11 protein-coding genes are annotated in these 20017 nt (G+C 52.3%); 7 read left to right on the top strand and 4 right to left on the bottom strand.

Going from position 1 to position 20017, the window contains the following annotated elements; translation table 11 throughout:
* Window positions 1–14: 14 nt before the first annotated feature.
* A complete protein-coding gene (locus A6X21_RS08735) occupies window positions 15–329 on the bottom strand; it encodes a hypothetical protein (RefSeq protein WP_131818254.1) in 315 nt (104 codons plus the stop codon).
* 231 nt (window positions 330–560) lie between these two features.
* Here A6X21_RS08735 and A6X21_RS08730 point away from each other — a divergent pair, with 231 nt between their 5' ends.
* Window positions 561–1358, top strand: a complete 798-nt coding sequence (locus A6X21_RS08730) for an undecaprenyl-diphosphate phosphatase (protein WP_068847192.1) — start codon at window positions 561–563, stop codon at window positions 1356–1358.
* A 27-nt stretch (window positions 1359–1385) separates the two neighbouring features.
* On the opposite strand, the gene A6X21_RS08725 is transcribed toward A6X21_RS08730, so the two are convergent.
* From A6X21_RS08725 to A6X21_RS08715, 3 genes are all read right to left on the bottom strand, one after another.
* Window positions 1386–8459, bottom strand: coding sequence for a hypothetical protein (locus A6X21_RS08725; protein WP_068847191.1), 7074 nt, complete (start codon window positions 8457–8459; stop codon window positions 1386–1388).
* Window positions 8456–11989: a hypothetical protein gene (locus tag A6X21_RS08720; RefSeq protein WP_131818253.1), complete on the bottom strand. Its 3534-nt coding sequence runs from the start codon at window positions 11987–11989 to the stop codon at window positions 8456–8458. Before A6X21_RS08720 ends, A6X21_RS08725 begins: the two co-directional genes overlap by 4 nt.
* 502 nt (window positions 11990–12491) lie before the next feature.
* A complete protein-coding gene (locus tag A6X21_RS08715; RefSeq protein WP_068847189.1) occupies window positions 12492–13298 on the bottom strand; it encodes an inositol monophosphatase family protein in 807 nt (268 codons plus the stop codon).
* A gap of 430 nt (window positions 13299–13728) precedes the next feature.
* Between A6X21_RS08715 and A6X21_RS08710 the strand changes: the two genes are divergently transcribed.
* From A6X21_RS08710 to A6X21_RS08685, 6 genes are all read left to right on the top strand, one after another.
* The gene (locus tag A6X21_RS08710) at window positions 13729–14385 is read left to right on the top strand and encodes an A24 family peptidase (RefSeq protein ID WP_165603731.1); all 657 of its coding nucleotides are present in this window, start codon (window positions 13729–13731) and stop codon (window positions 14383–14385) included.
* A 12-nt stretch (window positions 14386–14397) separates the two neighbouring features.
* On the top strand, window positions 14398–14808 hold the full coding sequence (locus tag A6X21_RS08705; RefSeq protein WP_068847187.1) for a TadE/TadG family type IV pilus assembly protein: 411 nt from the start codon (window positions 14398–14400) through the stop codon (window positions 14806–14808).
* A gap of 193 nt (window positions 14809–15001) precedes the next feature.
* Window positions 15002–16006 (top strand): Flp pilus assembly protein CpaB, encoded by a 1005-nt coding sequence (gene cpaB, locus A6X21_RS08700; RefSeq protein WP_068847186.1) that lies wholly within the window; start codon window positions 15002–15004, stop codon window positions 16004–16006.
* Between the two features lie 114 nt (window positions 16007–16120).
* Complete coding sequence (locus A6X21_RS08695) at window positions 16121–17563, top strand: pilus assembly protein TadG-related protein (protein WP_068847185.1); 1443 nt, start codon at window positions 16121–16123, stop codon at window positions 17561–17563.
* A 75-nt stretch (window positions 17564–17638) separates the two neighbouring features.
* Entirely contained in the window at window positions 17639–18988 is a 1350-nt protein-coding gene (locus tag A6X21_RS08690) for a TadA family conjugal transfer-associated ATPase (protein ID WP_068847483.1), read from the top strand.
* Between the two features lie 65 nt (window positions 18989–19053).
* Entirely contained in the window at window positions 19054–19911 is an 858-nt protein-coding gene (locus tag A6X21_RS08685; protein WP_068847184.1) for a type II secretion system F family protein, read from the top strand.
* Window positions 19912–20017 lie beyond the last annotated feature (106 nt).

The following is a 20017-nucleotide window of genomic DNA, read 5'->3' as shown; positions in this document are numbered from 1 at the left end:
GGACGCTGGTCTTCTCAGGCAGATGTGCCCTGGCCTGCCGAATCACTCCGCAGAATCTCCAGCATGGCCAGGCTCAAGACGATCGCAAAGAACAGACTTCCCGAACTGATGACCAGCACGATCAGCAGTCCAGCCAATCCCCATACCACAGGCATGAGTTCGCATAACCAACAGACAACTGCCACGATCCCGGCGATCTTGGTGAAGAGCAGCAGAATCAGTTGTGCCGCTACCAGATGAGGGAGCCACTTTCTAAGAAGCGGCGCGAGCCAGTGGGCCATCGTCTGTGCAGTTATTGAACCGGGCAATTCAGAGGGTTGATCGTTCACTGTTTCAGCCTCCCTGCCGATGGAATTGCCGTACGGACTCACACTCTTCAGAAGTGTTTTTGCTCTCGACCTGTGATCAGCAATCCTGGATAAGTCTGTCCTGCGGAATGTTCTCGCACTGATTGTGATTCTGCAAGGTTTCTGTACCAGTTCTACAGGAACCACTTAACGATGGATCTTTACTGAAAGCGTCATAGCGTTCAGAGTACTTCTGGTCAACGGGAGCCAAGAGTGTCGGAGTATATTCAAGTGATACTTCTGGCAATCCTGCAGGGGATTGCTGAATTTCTTCCAGTCAGTTCCTCGGGGCATCTCGTTCTGGCCAAGCATGCCATTGCTCAAATGGGAATCACCCCGGCCTTTGCCTGGGATGACATCACGCTGGATATCGCACTGCATGTCGGGACGCTCGGCTCGATTGTCGTGGTTTACCGCCGCGACCTGCTTCGTATCCTGTTTCAGCCGCGAATGCTCGCTTTACTGTTCATCGGGTCAATTCCTGCAGGTCTGGCGGGAGTTTTTCTGGGAGACTTTCGCACGGAATACTTTTCAAATCGAATCACCGTGGGCTTTTGTCTGATTATGACTTCGATCCTCTTGCTGGTCGCTCAGCAGGTTGAACGCTGCCGGTTTGATCTATCGAATCTCCCATTTCCGGTGGCTTTGATTGTGGGGTTGTTTCAAGGCTTTGCTGCCATTTTCCCGGGAATCTCTCGTGCCGGGAGCACGATCTGCGGCGGACTGATTGCGGGGATGGATCGAACTTCTGCGGCTCGCTTTTCGTTTCTGCTGGCCATCATTGCCATTGGCGGTGCGGGAACTCTCAAGCTCAAGGAAGTTCTCTTCGATAGTAATGTTCCCGTCCGTTGGGATCTTTTAACTACCGGGATTGTCGTCAGCTTTCTTGTCGGAGTGCTCTCACTCGAATTCCTGCTCCGAATGATTCAGGCCAATCGCCTCGGATACTTCGCCATCTATTGTGCTCTCATGGGGATGACAGCCATCCTCTGGCAGATGATCTCACCATAAAAAATGTTCGGGATGTTCATTCAAGTTTCATGCAGCCACAGGTTGAGATCGAGTTTTCCATTTTTTGAGGCGACTCCAGAGACTGCTGGCCAAAGCCCCAATGCAGACTGCAAATCCGACAGCACTCGCTGCAAATGCCAGCCACCACACGAGCCCTAACAGTGCATACGCGGCATGAGGGTGCTCGATTAACCAATCTCTGAGACCGACAGGGCTCAACCGCGAAAACAGGTATCCTCCCAATAACAACAGCCCCGCACTCCAACTGATCCGGTACCAGTTGCCGCTCGATATCCGGTACTCAAAAGTCTGCTTGGCGAAGAGATCGATCAGCATCCACCTGGCACCGCGATGCCCACTCGAAGGTTTCATCGGCTGTGCACCTTGCATCGCCATTTCTTCCGGCGATTGATCATCCTTCAGATATGGAGGCAACGTCTCTTCCAGGGTCAACAGTCTCTGAAGAGTCAATGCCTTCTGATCGCTGGGTCGCTGAGGGGTGGCCTCCGCTCGACGAAAGGGCGATTGGTTCTTACTCAGTGGAGGTAAGAACTCTAGAACTTTGATGGGAGCAGAATGATCCACTCGAGAGAAATCTCTGGAGTTTGTCATCACCTGCTGCTCGGGCGATGAAACCAGCAGCACTCGATGTTCTTGTGGTGCGACACCTTCGAGGCAGGGCACAGTCATTTCCTGGTAACCGAACGCAGTTCGAGGATCCAGTAGTCCCCATAAATTTTCCAATGTCCGTGGTTTCCCGCGCCGATGCCAGTAGAGCTTAATGACATTCGGCTTTGAGGGGTCGAGCTCGAGAGGGATCTGCCCACTTTGCATATTCGTGATTGGCCGGAATCTTTGATTAACAATGACGACATCCGGGGTGATTTCCGCAGCGATCTTGAGCTGGACCGACTGCTGGTTTTGGAGATTGATTTCGCGGGGGTCAATTCGAAAATACGAAACTCCCGGAGTTCCACCTGGCTGGCCAAACCAGATGACATGCTGAGCTTGCGCCTGAGGGATTGTGTTTGTGGTCATTCCCCATGACAGGATGGGTGGTTCCGGCCCTGTGCTGATGATGGGACTGGTTTCGTCACTCAGGCTGTTGCCAACAAACTTTTCCACCCAGGCGGGGAACGGAGTCGAAGATCGACCTGGAATCGATTTGAAAAGTTTCACATCAGCATCAATAGGAACCACCATCACCAGATGTTCCTGATAACTCACTTGATCAATCGCAGGGAGAGGTATTGTCCAATTCTGTTCACGTGGAAGGACAAGATCTGATTCGCATTGAATGACCAACTCTGTTGATATTGCCCGGGGAACTTCTTTTGAGATTGGTTTTTCAGGTTGTGTCAAACCGTGACGAATCAGCTCAAATCGACCGTTTTGTGCGTCCAGTTCACGGATATTTCCCCATTCAGATGTCAGGCGTGTGTGATTTGAGTCTCTTAAAGCGGATGGAAGTTCAATTTCGAAACGATTCTCGTTGATGCCGTGAGTTGCGATATCCAGATGAATCCACGTCTTTAATCCGATTCTCTGGGCATCCTGGAGATCGACTAACGTGATGGAGGTGGCCGGGAAGGATGTCAGGATGGGAGTGACTGTCAATGTTGGCGTCTGATTAAGATTCCACCGATAGGCCACATTCTTGAATGTACCTCGCTCTGCATTGCTGATCCCTTTGACCTCGGGAAACTGAAATTCAGTATTACTCGTTTTTTCCAGCATACCGTCGACGGTGACTGCCATCTGCGGCAAACTGCGAATGAGTAACGTTCCTGGAACAGGAGGAGCACCAGCCAGTTCAAACTTTGGCAAAGGAACTGTTCGCTGATTTCTGAGCGAAATCGAACCGTGAATATGAACGGTATGAATTCCTTTCAAGGGGCTTGAAAGGAGCATTGTCAAAGTTCGGCCCTGATCGCGACGTCGTTCATCGGAAACCCGTACCAGTCGTTCAGCACCGCCTTGAGTGATCGAGACATTCTCGATCTGCAGTCTGCGGTCTATCGACCAGCGATGAGAGAACATGGGGTAATCATCAGTTTCAATTGTTGCGATGTAATCAACTTCGATCCTTTGATTGATGACTGTGCAGAATTGTCGCCACTCGATGGTCTTAATGACAGGAATGGCGGGGCTCAGAGCAAACTCGATCTGAAATGGTTTGCTGCTTCTTGAGACGATTTTCGATGCAGAGACTGCCAACGACTGCACCGCATTTCCAGTTCCTTCATTTCCACTGACTCCTGCCGGCTTTGAAGCGACTGACGGGTTGGCAGGAGTACTCAATCGGAATTCGGGATGGCAGTCCGTCGTCAATTGATAGTCGCATTCGTTTGTTGAATCACCTGGAGTCGTTTTCCATTGATTCAGTTGAATGATTGCCTGCTGAGATGGTTGTTTGGGCAATATCGCCAACAATTCAATGCTGACCCATGCACCCGTTTCAATGGTCTCTGATAACAGTGCAGGCTCTGCCACGGAGCGCAGTTCGAGATGCAGGAAATCCGACTCCAATCCGATTTCCCGATACCAGTGCAACAATCGATCCGATCGCAATGAGCGAACGACGATCTCTTTGGGAACTGGCAATCTTAAGGATTGAATCGTCTCTTGCTTTAACCAGATGCGGCTCTGATGGGTGATCTGAATCGAATCCGGATGAATTGTCGCGATGACATTTACAAGTTCACGGTGGGTCTGCTCCACGGGATGATTGCTGACCTGCGCAGCGCTATCCGCCTTGGCATCAACGGCAGTTTGCAGAAAAATCTGCCTCAATGGTCCCAGCCACTGTCGGAAGTCTGATGAATCCGCAGAGGATGCCATCGACGTGCCTGTTGAAAAGCGGAGCTCATCTGGCTTGAAATCTGGCCACGTGAACTCTGACTGTAATGTTCCTAATAAGGGAACCACTTGCGAGAATCCTGCATGATTGTCGATTCGTGCTGGACGAATTTGAAGTTTCAACTCGTGATAGACCGGTGATTCCGTTGTGACTTGAGCAGGCAATTTGAGCAGCAGAATCTGGTCGTTCTCCTGAGAACGCTGCACACTGGCCGGTGAGCCATCCAGAAGAACCGAATTTCTCCCACCCAGAAATCTGTTGGGAACAGGGATTTTGATTTCTGGCTCGTTGGCACCGGGGAGCACCCAAAGGCCGCAGGTCACTTCAAAGATCACCTGCTTTCCCGGCCCCCATTTCCCCACATAGCTGGCATTTCCCAGTAAAGTGTCGAGTCTTGCCGGGATATCGATCGCCATGGCTTTGAGGCGTCTTGCGGTTTCGGGATGCAGATAAACCAGCGGAAGTTCTGCCGCTGGATTCCCCTGAGCGTCGACCGGAACCAGCAGTTCCCATAACTGAGTCTCTTCACTTCGAAGTGGCCCCTTGGAATCATCGGGATCGATTGTCGTCGGTAGCGGGCGAAGACTCTCCGTGCTGTTTTCGGATGTTGCTGTACCTTCCTGTTCTCTTTCGGCTTCGATACCAACCACGTTCTGCAGAGGCAGCGTGAGTTGATTGGCGGCGGCAGGCAGCATCTGCAAGCCGACAATCCACCCGAGAGCCAGGACTCTCCACCAGATTCCGGTTCCCAGCAAAATCACCATGGATTGTATGGGCAGGCGATAGCTCAACGTACTGCCGGCAGGGACGGTGCTCGCGGAGGGAGCAGCGAGTTGATATGTCCACAGGCGAGGTGGAATCACCAGGAGTAAGAGGATGCCTGTCAGGAAAGATCCCGTGAGCGATTGTTCGAACAGGCCCCACCAGGGATGGATGGCGGCAGTGGTCACTCCCAGAAGGAAAATCGCCATGACCCCTTTTCGAGGGAACCAGGCAATCACCACGACTCCCACAAGAATGGTCCCCAGGAGGATGGCCCAGTTCGCCTGCTGAACATCATTTCGATTAAAAAACGTCAATCGAATTGGGGGTGTCGAACTGCTGGATATGATCGACGTCGAGTCAGATTTTTCGATTTGATCATTCCGTCGAACTGCTGAAGGGCTGATCGCTGTGTTCCATGGCGTTCCCGTGGGGTCCATCTCAGGAAGTGAAAAGCAGAACGTTTTCCATTGTGTCGGGTTCACCGCCAGATCTTCTGGATGTTGATCTGACATCCCGGCCGTTGCCTGACGGGTGGCTTCCTTACCGGCAATCAGTTTTGAAACAGGGCGACTGAGCGGGTCAAAGATGTTTTCGGAACTCTTCCTGCCCAGTGGACCAAACCACCGCTCGGTCCAGGGAGGTGCAGTGGATTGATGAGGAAACCAGCCGGCTGAGATCCCGGAAACATCGACTTGAGGTGGAATCTGGAGTGTCATTGTTCCGCTCAGGATCACCAGAGTTGTCTTGGGCAGGGGCAATTCCATTTGCTGCCTGAGCCATTGCTGCCCAACGATACCTTCGATTTCCAGTTCGAGTCGATTCCAGCGAATTGTCTCCGTATTCGGCAGTGCCTGGTTCACGATTTCCAAGGGCAGATTGGTACCGTCACAACGAATCGATTTGAGTCGCCAACCCTCTGGTAAGTTCACGTTGAAGAGTCGGGACTGGCGGTTCGCGGGAAGTCGATACTCCAGTTGAACTCGACCGATTCCCCCCAGTGTTGCCGGCAACTGGGCTGTGATGAAAAGTTCAGCCGGAATCGGGCCATTCAGTTCGGCTGTCGTGAGGGGGCTCTGCAGTTTCAGTTGTGAATCGAGCAGGCGATACTCAAAAGTTTTCCAGATGAGTTCTTGAGAGTTTTCCTTTTGAGCAGCAGGCAATGGCTCATTCGGAAGAATGGGACTCGCTTGTGTCTCATGCTCGGTGCGATTCTCCCACAGAGGCAGGAATTTCAGCACATTCAAATCGGGCCGAGTCTCTGAACCCGTCAATGTGGTAACAATCTCGTCCCCTTGGAGAGAACTCGTATCCACAAAGACATGACCCTCGAATTGAGTGGCCTGAGGCATGAAGGCCAGTCCAATGGTCGCTGCTTCCTGAGGACGCTGACGTGAGCCGACGATTGTCAGTGGGCCTTGAGACCACTCTTTGCAGGTCAGCAGCCATAGCTCACCAGTTTCCGGATAACCCCATTCGGCATATGTGCGGTTATTCGCTCTCCGGGATTCGAGTCGGGTGGCCTCTTCACTTTGGAAAGCCAGCCAGTTGATATCCTCTCCAGGTTCAGAAAGGAAGATCAGCACTTCTTGAGGTGGTGGCCCTTCGGAAGTGATATTCAGCACAAAAAGCTCGTGAATCAAAGCCTCGTGGGCCGTGACCAGCACCTGAGCAGTCGTTTTAAGTGGCGTCAGTTGACTGCTGAATTCCAGATCTCCCGTCACCTGTGGGTCTGTTGCACGATACCACGAGAAATCTTCAGGTTTCAGTGACGTAGAAAAGCTCTGGATGTCCCGCACATACCTGGGGTCGATGGAAGTGGGTAAAGCTGTTGATTCATAGCGTGAATTCGCACCTGGAACTGCTTTTCCAGCCGATTCTACCTTCACTGCGAGAAGATAGTCCGTCGATTCGGCATTCGATGGTTTAATCGCCGGTATCGGAATTTTTCCCGGTGTGGAGGGAAATGAACGGCGTGCCGAAATGCGGATTCGCCTGGGTTGTCCTGGCGAAGCAGGGAGTGCGAATTCCAACATGATGAGCGAAGATCTCGTCGAATCCCGTTGGACTTCCCAATCGGCAAGGCGTGAGGATTCGTCTTCGCCTGTCACTTCTGTGATATCCCAGCCAGGAGGCACGGAAACCACAGCCTGTTGCAAGGCTCCACTGGAGACCTGCCAGTCGACATGACTCTGAATCCTCCAGTGATCCAGCGAACCGTAAAGAATGGTTGATGAAGTCGCTGTAAATCGGGGAATGGGGCGTCGAATCTCGAGTTTGAGCGAGGAGTTGAGCGCTTGCCGATCGTAAGTGAAAACTTCACCATCGGCAGTCACGGTCACCGGGCCCGATTCGCGATAGCCTTCCATGTCCACATTTCGAACCTGTAATGGTGAAATCACGGAAACAGTCGCTCTTCCCCGAAGAAGTGTCGCATGGGCCAACTCGACCTGTGGGATCGAAACCATCGGCAGGACATTCCCGGGCAATGTCCCCTCCAGACGAATGGCACGTAATCGCCCGGATGTCTGAGCCGGTAATGTCAGTACAATCGAAGAATCAGTGGCTGGGTTGGCGGAACGTTTCCAGGGAAGAACTGTATCTGCTCCAAGGGTTGCCGAAATGATTTCAAAATTTTCTGGAAGCTTGATTTTCAGTTCGCGAACGGAAACTCGATCTGGTGTCTCGATGCTCAAGGTCGTCAAAAAGCGCAGTTCGTCTTCACGAATGAGAGCAGTGACATCTTCTTCGTAGATGAGATGATTTGTCAGAACGTTCTGATCTGGCTTACGCGTGAATGTCAGCTCACATTCAGCCAGGCCAGCCATGCTGAGCAGCATGGATTGAGATGATTTCTCGTCTTGAGGCTTATCACGAGTTAAAACCCCTGCTGATGAGGCGAGTTCATAGCCCTGAGGAACTTCCAGATGGACCTGAGTCAAGTCAGCCGGGAAGAGACCTAAGCGAAAAAACAGGCTTTGAGGGAGCCGTGTTCCCGAGACAAGACACTCCCCTTGGAGTGGATCGTTGCTGACATTTCTCTGGCCATCAATCCAGAGGTATTGCCGATCGTTGCCAGCCAAGCCCAATACTGCTGGCTGGCCACTTTTCCAACTGGTTTTTTTGACAGCGAGACTCACCGGAGTTAAATCGAGAAGTTCGCCTGCTGGCAACGATGTCCCTGCCAGATTCAGTTCAAATGTCCCTTCCAGTCGATGATCGACGACTTTTAGGTGATAGATGGCTTTATGGAGCCGACTGCGAGTCGGGCGTGACTTCTTTTCTTCGATCTTCTTAAGCCAATCGGCAAACTCTTCTCTGGGAATGGCACTCCAGTTGCCCTTCGGCCACTGTTCGGGCTGATTGGCAGGCACATTAATCCGCTGTAAGCTCAGATCGTCTGCCGCCAATCCCTTGATGAGGCCAGAAAACACAAAGATTGAAACCAGCAACCAGTCACCGAGGCCCCACCTTCTCATGACAACCCTCGCTCACCTTCTGAGGCTGGTGTCAACTGCGGGCGTCGATACTGCGTCGAACCATCATTCGAGAACAGGGCCGTCATTGATGGTTCTGCACTTGCTGCTCGATAGCTGCCTGTCGAATCATGAGAAAGTGTCAGGATCGATTGTCCGTGACGATAAGCTGACCAGCGCTCAAGAAGAATTGCGAGGATCGGAAAGATCAAGCCGATGATGATGGGTTGAGCGAGGAGTTGCAGGACTGGCATTTGGAAAAGTCCCACCAGTGAGATCGCAAAGACAAACATGAGAAGAGGGATTGGTTGACGTAATCTGGGGATCCGCAGCAATAGAAAACCGGTAGCCAATGCAAACCCGGCACCCAAAAAGACGATCAGTGGCATGCTGATGGTGGCAATCTGATGGGTTTCCGGACGTCCAAACTCCGTGAACAGATAACGATTCAAATCGACGGGCAGCGAGTCGGGATTTGCTGACCTCTGCACGGAGGGCGTTAACGTGGTCTGAAGCTGCTGGGCGTACTCGTGAAACCCTTCTGAAATCGGAATCGCTGGAGAATTTCGTCTCCAGAATAAACCTTGTCTCTGCCAACGAAACAATGGGGAGAGCTTACGGGAATAATTCAGTAAGTACTGATTTCCAGAGAGCCTTACGTCCCAATAACTCTGGCCTGACCAGTTCACGAATGGAAGTTTGGCTCCCTGGAGTTGGATTTCACTCGACCAGCGGCTGGATACGGGCGTCTGGCTCAACCATGTAACTTGCAAGAGGAGAGGATTGTTACTTCCCGCAATGAGTTGAGAACCTGTATTCGGATTCGGAAAGACACGTTGACTGGATTGAGTTTCCGATCGAGTGGTATTGGGCCTGAGGAGTGTGTAAGTCTTGACCTCGGGTGTGGTCATGGTTGTGGAAACGGGAGGCACTTCCTGCCCATTCCAGAAAAATCGGGGAGATTGTGCATTCCCGGGCAGCTCGATAATCAGGTTCGGTACGGAAGACGAAAGCAGTATGCTTGTGGTCCATAAATCTTTTCCCGATTCATCGCAGATGACAGTGTTCACGCACTCATCAACATCGGGTCGATCTCCGTCCAGTTCACTGCCAGGTTCCAGACGCAAGGTGATGGAATCCACGCCCTCATTACTGATCCACTGATGCGGTGATGATGGAGATGAGTTTGATCTCCAACCGGCAATCGGGCTGGTGGGTGCCAGTGCCTGGCCTTTGGGATACTCGACAGTCGAGGACGAAATTGAAAAGTCAACGGGGGTAATTAGCCGTACTTTGACAGGCTCGATCTTTGTGGCTTGATCGGAAAGTGGAAACGAATAGGTCGCCTTCACGGTCGAACTCCCCAGAACGGGAGTTCGAAAATTCAGTTGCACCTGTCGGTGTCCGCTGGGCAATAGTGGCCCCCAGACACTTGGCAACAATTCGCCTTTCTCATGGCGAAACTCACAACGGTCAACAATCTCTTCTGGAACTTTCAATAACAACGCTTCGAGTGGTTCGTATTGAACTTTCAGTTGTAAAGATTGATCGATGCGGAGTTGTCGATCTTGCAGAACAATCGATGTCTGAGAGGTTCCACTGATTTTGCGAGGTTGGGGCTGAATCGTGGCGCGCAGGTCATTGAGTTCTGCAGGAAGTCGATAGACCGTGTGACGCAATGAATTCAGCCCTGCGGGCCAGAGCAGATCCTGGGTTGTCGTGGTCGCAGGAGATCGCAATGGCACACCACTGCTGGTTTGAATGGTGCTTTCAATATTTTCACTGTTCGCGATCACCAGCGTTGCCGGTACCTGTGCCGAATCCAGTGGCATAGGGACCGTGATAAATTGTGACGTACTCCCTGCATCGAACATCCGGCGTGCACGCAAGCGAATCGTAAACCTTTCACTGCGTGGAGATGACAGGACAATTGTAAGATTTGAATTTGAGCCCCCGGCCTCGACTTCAGGATTGGTTCGATTGCGGGGAGGAGAATCGAGTCCACCGAGGGTCCTTCTCTCTCCACCAATGATAAATGACTCAACCACCGGGCCGCGAGGCTCGATCGCCTCCATCACCCAGTTCTGCCGTTGCCAGCCGGGCCAATGAAACTCCATCGAAGTGATTCTACCACGGTAAACTTCGACCGGATAAACAGCTTCCAGCTTCCATTCGTTTTCAGAAGCTGTCAGAAAGATCTGCGGTTCACAGACAACGTATGGAGTCACGGGTTGAGGGGTAATACCCAATTGGAACCCTGAGCCGAAAAACCGGTAAGCTCGAAAAACCTGTGCCCCGGAATTCTGGGCCTGCCAGTCGGCTACAGCCATACGTACCATTTGAGGTGTGCGAAGGTCATCGGTTTTCAGTTGAATACCGTCACTGGCGATTAAACCAATCTCACCGTTCTGACGGCGTGCCTTCTCGACTTGAAAGCCCTGAATCGTCATGGCTTCGCCAAGTTCGATACTTTTGCGAACAGTCCAGTTCAATGTCACCAGACCCGTCGTTGAGGCCGAAAGCGAGATCAGAACTCGATTTGGAATGTTCGGATCCAGGGTATGCTCTCGATAATCCCGGCTCTCAATCGTGACGAGTTCAAATCCTTGCGGAATGCGCATGGCAAACTGAACGGGATTCCCTGTAGGAACTCTCAATCGTTGGACTGCGTCAATCACACATGAGTCCGAGTTCACTCGCGCTGTCAGAATGGTCGATGATTCAAGGCTGGCATCGGCTGCCTGCACGATTGCAGGTTGCCAGGAAATATCCATTTTTGAGCCGAAGCCGAAAGCATCGACAATCGTACCCGGAGTCGATGCGTCTGCCGGTAACTGAGTGAAACTCTCAGCCATCTTGATCGTCAGATCGACTTGTGGAATCGTCAGCGAGGCATGGCTCACTGCGGAGGGGGGTAAAGTCAACAGCAGCCTGGTTGTGGCCGATTGCTTTCGAAGGGGAACAATGGCCTCGAGTTCGAGTTCATGGCGGCCACTGCGGGCAACCCACCATCGATAACCTTCTTCTCGGTCGAATCCACCAAACAGCAGCTTGCCTATCTCGTTGACTTTGGCCTGATCAACGCTCTCGGTCGCATCCCGCTCAGGATCAACCTGAGATTTTTGGGTGATCTTAGTTAATGTGGCTTCGTTCAAGCCCAAGGCAATGGAAAAGGGGGCATCACTCGCCAACGAATCCATGATGATCTGAATCTTGAGACGAGCATGTTCATTTTCAACAACCCCGCTCACTTCAACTGAACTCACACTCCAGGGGGCTTTGGTTGCCTTAACTTTGCTGCGCTGTGCCTTGAGCCACTCAACGTAACCTTCCACAGTTCCACCTGCCGGAACGGGGACTAAAATCCCGGCCGCATTGGGTAGATAGATCACTTCGGCGGGAATCTGCTCGAGCTCTCTGGTCTGGCTGGTCTTGGAAGAAAGACCATTCCCTGTTGGTTGATTGGTCTCCTGCAGAATGGCAGGCGCGGGTGCCGTTTCCTGGGTTGGGATTGCTGACGCCGTATCTGACAAGTCTGGATTCTGCAAGTCTGTGCTCTGTGCTGAACATTCTCCAGTCGCGAACAGCAGGATTCCGAGAACTACGGCCCAACAAATTGGACCAATTGACGCAGATTGGGTGATGCCAAAAGAGAATTGTTCTCTCAGGCTGAGAGATCGAGGGCAGATTCCGTCAGAACTAAGAAGGTGCCGGGAGATCAAGCGATGGTTCTTTGCCGTTGGAAGGGATCTACTGACAATACGAGGTTTTCGACAGAAGTTCGTCGTAAACTCCTGCATGATCCAGGACAGGATTTCTCGCAGTACGATGACAGTAACATGATGTGAGGGATGAGTTTTCGACGCTTTATCTGGTGAAAGACCAGCGATGTATCGCATGTTGAGTATACGATGAATCAGCTCTTGATCGCTGATTATTCTTCGAATTCCATTGTGAAAGAATGGGAACTCTATCCCGATGTTCAGGCAGACATCAAAGTTCTCTGGTCTTTTAACGGAATGATGGATTTGCTCATCAAGTCGTCTCAACGAAAATCTGTCGGATCTGTGCCTGGAGTGATTCTGTGGCCGTCGCGAGGATTTCCGGCTGATAAAGGTCAAAGCTTTGACCGTTTAACCTAGAAACTTGACCGCCCGCTTCGCGAACCAGCAAAACTCCGGCAGCCATATCCCAGGGCTTGAGACTTGATGACCAGAAGGCCTCGATTCTGCCAGCAGCCAAATACGCCAGATTCAGTGCGGCTGAGCCTGTTCTCTGGACGGTCTGGCTTCGCCCGATCATCGATAGAAATCGTTTGACGGCCGGGTCGGACGTCGATGTGGCCGTCGGCAGGCTGGCAATGCACATGGCGTCTTCGATGCGAGTGACATCTGTGCAAGACAGTCGCTGGCCATTCAGGAAAGCGCCTTGTCCTTTGATGGCTGTAAACAGATCGTGCCTGGTGGGATCGTAGATGATTCCCACGATCAGTTCCCCATCGAACTCCAGCCCGATAGAAACTGCATAATAGGGGAATCCGTGAACGTAATTGGATGTTCCATCGAGCGGGTCAACCACCCATTGGAATGGTGACGATGTGGGGCGAGTGGCGAGATCTTCTTCGCCCAGAAAATTATGATCAGGAAATTGACTTAACAGAGTCTCGTGAATCAGCTTCTGCGAAGCAAAATCGGCTTCTGTCACCAGATTCGCCCGGCTCTTCTCGGTGACAGTAAAGCGGCTTCTCCACGATTCGAGCATGGCTCCACCCAGGCGGGCGGCTTTTGTGCCTGCAAAAAGCAGTTCTTCAAGCATGGGTGCCGAGGGCAACTCTAAACTCATTGACGTTCCTTCGTATTGAGCCAATTGTCTCTCACGCTGCGACAGACTTCTGAAAGCCGTCTGTGAATCCACATGATTCTCAATCAACTCATGTGTTCAATCAGTCTTTGATCGATGAGTTTATGAAAACAGCACACGTTTGAGCATGTGAACTTATCTGTCTGAGGGCAACCTAAACTGCCAGCACAATCCCTACAACCGAACACTTCAAAAGAACCTGAATTTTTTCTCGCAGTGATGCCATTTTGCCATCCCGTCGCTTTCGGGAATCACGTCAACATCAGGAAAGTCGACTCGTCCTGCTGGCAAAACGCAACCTATGTTTTGTTCAGCCCGTTGTCATCAGGTTGCGACAGCTTCGAGCGCTCCGATTTCCATGGGTTTGAATGATTCGACGGATCTCACTGCATCAGTGTTAAGGCACATTTTCATGTTCGATATGAATCCACAGACGATGGTGTTTCTGGCCGGTGTGCTCGTCCTGACGACGACAGCGGCTTATACCGACCTGCGGTACTTCCGAATTTACAACTGGTTGACGTTACCAGCATTTGCTCTGGGATGGATCTATCAGGTCGTCTTCTATGGTCTTCCAGGGCTGGCTGATGCAGGCCTGGGCTTCGCTATTGGCTTTGGGCTCTTCTTTCTGCTGTTTGCAATTGGTGCCAGTGGTGGTGGCGATACGAAGCTGATGGGAGCACTCTCTGTCTGGCTCGGTTGGAAATTGACGCTTTATACGGTCGTACTGACGATTCTCTTTGTGGCAATTGGATCGGTCGTCATGCTGATCTGGAGTGTGCTGCGAAGAGGTGTCTCGAAAACTCGAGAAGACCTGCGGGCCTCGACGCTCAAAGACGAAAATGGAAAGTGGCGAAAGTCTCAGACAGAGAGTTTGCGACGAGTGGGTGGCCTGATGGCTTATGCCGAACCGATTGCTCTGGCGACATGGTGCGTGCTCTTTCTGGACGCCACTGTGTTGCACATCAGTCAGCGGAAAGTCGAAAAAGCACCTGCAGCGGCTGTTTCTAACGATCATCAGCCAGTTGCAGCCAGCCATGAGGCCGAGCCGAGGCTCGCCAATCATTAGGATTCCCGGCAAATGAAGTCGGTCAGTCAGTCAGGCACATGTCGAAAACGACGGGGCTTCATCACGATGGAGCTGGCTCTGACTTTGCCAATCCTGGGACTGATGCTTCTGGCTCTGCTGCAGTTTTCCATGCTGTTTTATGCCCGTAGCCAGGTGGTAGAAGCCAGCCGAGCCGGTGCCAGGGCAGCCAGCCTGCCGGGAACAACTGCCGACGATGTCGAGACCATCGTGAGAAGTGTCCTCAGTCCAGGTCTACAGGATGGCCTGCAGGTCGACTGCCAACTGGCCGAGACACCTGGAGATGTCGTAGCGGTTGGAGTTTCTGTACCAATGACGGTGGCTGCACCGGATTTGCTGTGGGTAATTGGAATTTCGCTCGCTGATCAGAATTTGTATTCGGAAACACGAATGATCCGTGAGTGAAAGACCTTCAACAGGCGATATCTCCCGATATCACGAAAGAGTTGTCAGGCCGCAAAGGATGGTGGCACGGTGTTCTGGCCGGAGGCCAGTGAGTGGGATGGCAGAGCGAGTCGAACCGGTGCTCTGCAGATCAATGTGCCATTACGTTTTTTTCCTCCTTGAGGAAAGAGACATTCCTACGGAGTGACCTCAAGTGCGTCGACTGACCCCTGCTCTTCTGACGCTGGTAATGTTCGGTGTCGTGGGACTTCTCGTGGTCGCCTACATCGGAAAATCACTTCTGGCGCGTGAGGAGAAAAAGCCCGTCATTGCCACCCGCAATGTGCCGATGGCAATCTCCGATATTGAACCGGGAACTCTGATCACCGAAGGTCATATCGGGATGGGGCCCGTGCAGAACAGTCAATTGAAGCCCGACATGCTGCTGGCGAATCGTGTGATTGTCGGTCGAGTGGCGCGGACCAAAATTCGAGCCGCCGAACCAATTCGCGCGGGTCAGTTGTATCAGCCCGGTGAACTCCCGGATCTGAGAGTTGCCGATGGGATGCGTGCGGTCTCCATTTCCGTCGCGGAGATGGTCGGCATTGTGGATGGCATGATCAAGCCCGGCAACTACGTCGATGTGCTCTTCACTGTCGAATCCCAATCAAATGCCGATTTGCAAGGCGGCGTGACAATGCGACTCTTCGAAGGGGTTAAAGTCATTGCCATCAATCGCAGTTTTACCCAAAGCCGGGTTGAACGTGGTGTGAATCGGGTCACACTTGAACTGACCCAGGCCCAGGCCAATATCATTACTCTTGCTGAGGCCAAAGGGGCATTAACACTGATTTTCAATCCGAATGGTGCGGGCAGCGGTGGATTGGCACTCACAAACTCAGAACGCGTGACACTCAACGAGATTCTCGGTCTTGAACCACCTGCTCCGCCACAGCTCCCTCTCCTGACTGAGATTTACCGAGGTCAAGCGCGGCGTGTCCAGCATTTCAACAAGCAAGGCCGACTGCTCGACGTTACTGAAGTTCCTCCCCCCGCAAGAGATAATGGTCAACAGGTACTTCCTCGTGGCGATAACTCGGTACCTGCTGCTCAGGATCCGGCACCCGCTCCGAATGCTCCCAGTGCAAACAATGCCCCCGCACCACTGAAAAATATGGCCCCGACAGCCGTTCGCAACCTATTGAATTTCCGACAGTAGTTCATCGAGGACAAATCAGCTGCCTTGATGCACATCATGCCATGAGCACCCGGGGTGGCTCGACGGAACGTCCGAGCGACCCTGTTTTCTTATCTGGATGAGTTTTGAACGTTTATGAGAACTGCACGAATCAGCATGATCAGCCGCTGCAATCGCCGGGGTTTTACGACTCCGGCATTTGCCGTGGCATTGGTCGTGGTGATGTTGATGCTGGCACTGATTTGTGATCGTTTGTGGATTGAGGCGGCTCGAGTCGAGCTTCAAACCGGCGCTGAAACAGCCGCATTGGCTGCAGCGAGAAGTCTTGCCAGCGATGAACTGCTCAAAGAGAAACCTGATCCCTCTTATCTCGAAACAGCTCGTTACCAGGCCGCTCATGTCGCTTCACTCAATCTTGTCGCGGGTGAGCCACTGGAACTGAATCAGGGATTTCAGGGCGATATCCGGCTGGGCAAACTTGAATCGACAGGTGACGATGCAGGTGATGTCGATCGTCCGCCACAGGCTGATGTTTCATCACCTGACGACTCCACTCAAGTTCTCGCACCGACAGAATTGACCACATCCCGTGACAACGTGGTCTTCTCGCGAAATACGCGATTTGTGGAGACAGACGAATCTCCAACAAGTGTGGTGGTGTTTGGGGAACGAACCCGATTTCGTGAAAATCCGGTGGGGTTGTTCGTAGTGGGGGCCACAGGTCTCCCCTGGGGTGATGTTTCCACTCATGCCGAAGCCAGTCTGCTGAGTCCCGTGGTTGGGATCAGGCCTCTTGACGGATCGAGTACTCCTCTGTTGCCGATGGCGATCATGAGAAGTGAAGGGACTGGTTCCGTCGACCAGACATGGCAGAAGGCGATCACGGAAAATGGTGGGCCCGATGAATGGTCTTACGACGAGACGACTTCAACGATCAGTCGTGGCGCTGATGGATTACCGGAACTCAAGCTGACATTTGGCTTGCCGACATCTTCCAGTTCAGCCGTGACTAATGTCGTCTTGCTCGACCTGGGAAGTGACTTCAATACTGATCTGGTGGCATCACAGATCGTTGAAGGGGTGCATGGCGAAAATCTGCACCAATGGAATGGTGAACTTCGTCTTCCCGTTGAAACCACTCGCAAGGCGATGTTGGCTGAATCGAAAGAGAAGCAGGATTCAGAGACTCAGGATACTTCAGCGTCGTCAACAAATGTCAGTCTGAGTATGCCGGCCTCTTTGATCGATCTGAAGACGGCCGAACGCGATGCACTGACATCATTGATTGGACAGAACAGGATTGTGGTTTTGTTCAATGCCGGAGGGACATCTGATTCGAACAATGGCAAAAACGAGTCGGAATCAAAGACGACTCGCGTGAAGACTGATCTCCAGGTGGCTGCAGTCTCTCTGGCTGTTGTGCGCATTCTGGAAGTGATTGACGAGAAAGGTGGAAGATGCGAAGTCATCGTCCAGCCCTCTGTGATGGCAACACGTACAGCGCTCGTCGATGTTTCCGATCCCAGACAGCAAACCAGCCAACCGCAGTATTTGTATCAGTTAAGGCTCACGAACTGAGATCCTCATTCGTGCTACCTGTAGTTTTTCGATGTGCATCCCGTATCCAATGCGACCATTGTCGAGGGTTTTTCCATGATCGCTGACCTGCAGAACTCCTCTGGAAATCGGGTGCAAGATCGTCGTCAGGAGTTTGAAGTCCTGAAGACCCGCATTCACCGCCAGATGATCGATGCCATCGATCTTTCCAAGGCCAGTGACCTGCCGGAAGCCGATCTGCGCGCTCAGTTACGAGCGCTGGCAAACCATCTTTGTCAGCAGCAGCAGGCGAATATTCCAGCCGATGACCGTGACATTATGGTCACTGCCATCATGGATGAGATCTATGGCTTCGGGCCGATTGAACCGCTGATGTCCGATACCGATGTGACCGACGTGCTGATCAACGGTGCTGATACGGTATTTGTGGAGCGTAACGGACTCATCGAACGGACAGATATTCAGTTCGCCGATAACGAACATCTCATGCAGTTTATCCATCGCATGGTGGGGCGCACAGGTCGTCGAATTGACGAAGTCTCTCCGATGGTCGATGCCAAACTTCCCGATGGTTCACGACTGAATGCCGTGATTCCTCCCCTAGCCTTGCGTGGCCCTACGGTTTCGATTCGACGGTTTCGTTCGCGTGCTGTGGTCTTTGAAGACATGGTGCGTATGCATACATTGACACAGGAAATGGCCGATTTTCTGATCGCTGCCGTCCGCGGACGTCTGAACATTGTGGTGAGTGGTGGTACGGGTGCTGGTAAAACCACCATGCTCAATAACATCTCGCGCTTCATCCCGGAAACCGAACGTGTGGTGACGATCGAGCAGACAGCGGAACTCCAATTGCAGCAGAAAGATGTCGTTTCGCTCGAAACTCGCCCGCCAAACATTGAAGGTCGTGGGGAAATCACTCAGCGTGATCTCCTGAAAAACAGTCTGCGTATGCGTCCTGATCGGATCATCGTCGGCGAAGCCCGTGGCGGTGAAGTGCTCGATATGCTCCAGGCGATGAACACAGGCCACGATGGTTCGATGAGTACCATTCACGCCAACGATACGCGCGATGCCCTCGATCGTATGGAGCTGATGGTCGCTTTAGCTGGTGTGGATCTGCCGCACAGCGTAGCCCGGCAATACATTGCGAACGCAATTCAGATTCTCGTTCATATTACGCGATTAGGAACCGGTGAACGCAAAGTGATGCGTATCAGCGAACTCACCGGATATCATGACGGTATCTATGAGCTAAATGATATCTATGTCTATCGGATGACAGGTATCGGCAGTGACGGTCGCGCTCGCGGGGCTTTTTACGCGACAGGCCACGAACCAGAGATGCTCAAGAAACTGGCTGCTCGTGGCTACGAAGTTCCCAATATGAACTTCAGTGCCCGCGAACTGGGAAGTCAGTCGAATGATGCCCCCTACTCTGCATAAGCCAACTGACTGCTAATTTTAAGTGATTCGAACTGTGCTGTGATTGATTTCAAGGTTGTAGTTCTATGGCTTCTTCAACCATTACAAATGCTGATCGGCCAGTCGATTTCTCATCGATTCTGAAGCCGCGTGAAGAGTTCGCCCAGCCACAGGCCAGTGGCTCTGGTGAGCGACTCAATCGCTGGTTTGATCAGTTGATGATGCAGTCAGGGCTTGGGATTTCGCCTGGAATCGTGCTGATGCTCTGCCTCCTCGGTGGTATTACCGTGGGGGGATTGATCTTTGTCCTTCAGGAAAACTTTCTGACGACCGCACTGGCGGCTGTTGTCGGTTTTCTACTCCCAGTTTTCTTCCTGATGTATGTTCGATCGCGTCGGCAAAACCAGATTCTGGGCCAGTTGCCAGCGATGTTGGAAGAATTGGCGCGTGCTGCGACGACAGGCCGGAGTGTCGAGCAGTGTCTGCAACTTGTGGCTGCTGATACGCCCTCACCTCTCGGTGATGAATTGCAATTGTGTGTGCGGCGAATGCAGATGGGGATGCCGATGCGGGATGCTGTCGCCGACCTGCCGGATCGTACGGGCCTCATGACTTTGCGTCTGTTTTGTATGACACTCGGCGTTCATCAGCAGACGGGTGGTGATCTGGTCTGGGTGCTTGAACAGCTTTCGAAAACAATCCGTGATCGACTTCAGTATCTGGGCCGGTTGCGTGCGATGACGGCGGCCAGCCGCGCGACAGCTCTACTCATGGTTGTATTGCCACCAGGTGTACTCGTCTTCTTTACGGTACGAGACCCGGAATATTTCTCCAAATTGATGGGAAGCTCATGGGGTCGTAATGGAACGATTGTTGCCTTTACGCTGACCATCATCGGAACGATCTGGGTGTTAAGAATTTTGCGGGATAGCCAGCGAACATAAGAACTCTGCCGGATTGTCGAATGCTGTTGAGCGGTCCCAGTCGTCGAATTCATCGAAGTTGTCCAGAGTCGACCGAATCTGCCGGAGAGTATTTTTCTGAGCAGGC

The organism is Planctopirus hydrillae, from assembly GCF_001707835.1.
Taxonomy (GTDB): domain Bacteria; phylum Planctomycetota; class Planctomycetia; order Planctomycetales; family Planctomycetaceae; genus Planctopirus; species Planctopirus hydrillae.
The sequence above is the reverse complement of the archived record's forward strand: the minus strand, read 5'-3'. Positions and strand labels throughout refer to the sequence as shown.

What these genes read in the sequence shown, in the direction of transcription:
- A6X21_RS08725 (WP_068847191.1), bottom strand. Translation starts at nt 8,459, where the DNA reads ATGAGAAGGTGGGGCCTCGGTGACTGGTTGCTGGTTTCAATCTTTGTG.
- A6X21_RS08690 (WP_068847483.1), top strand. Translation starts at nt 17,639, where the DNA reads ATGATCGCTGACCTGCAGAACTCCTCTGGAAATCGGGTGCAAGATCGT.
- A6X21_RS08715 (WP_068847189.1), bottom strand. Translation starts at nt 13,298, where the DNA reads ATGAGTTTAGAGTTGCCCTCGGCACCCATGCTTGAAGAACTGCTTTTT.
- A6X21_RS08705 (WP_068847187.1), top strand. Translation starts at nt 14,398, where the DNA reads ATGAAGTCGGTCAGTCAGTCAGGCACATGTCGAAAACGACGGGGCTTC.
- A6X21_RS08695 (WP_068847185.1), top strand. Translation starts at nt 16,121, where the DNA reads ATGAGAACTGCACGAATCAGCATGATCAGCCGCTGCAATCGCCGGGGT.
- A6X21_RS08710 (WP_165603731.1), top strand. Translation starts at nt 13,729, where the DNA reads ATGTTCGATATGAATCCACAGACGATGGTGTTTCTGGCCGGTGTGCTC.
- A6X21_RS08685 (WP_068847184.1), top strand. Translation starts at nt 19,054, where the DNA reads ATGGCTTCTTCAACCATTACAAATGCTGATCGGCCAGTCGATTTCTCA.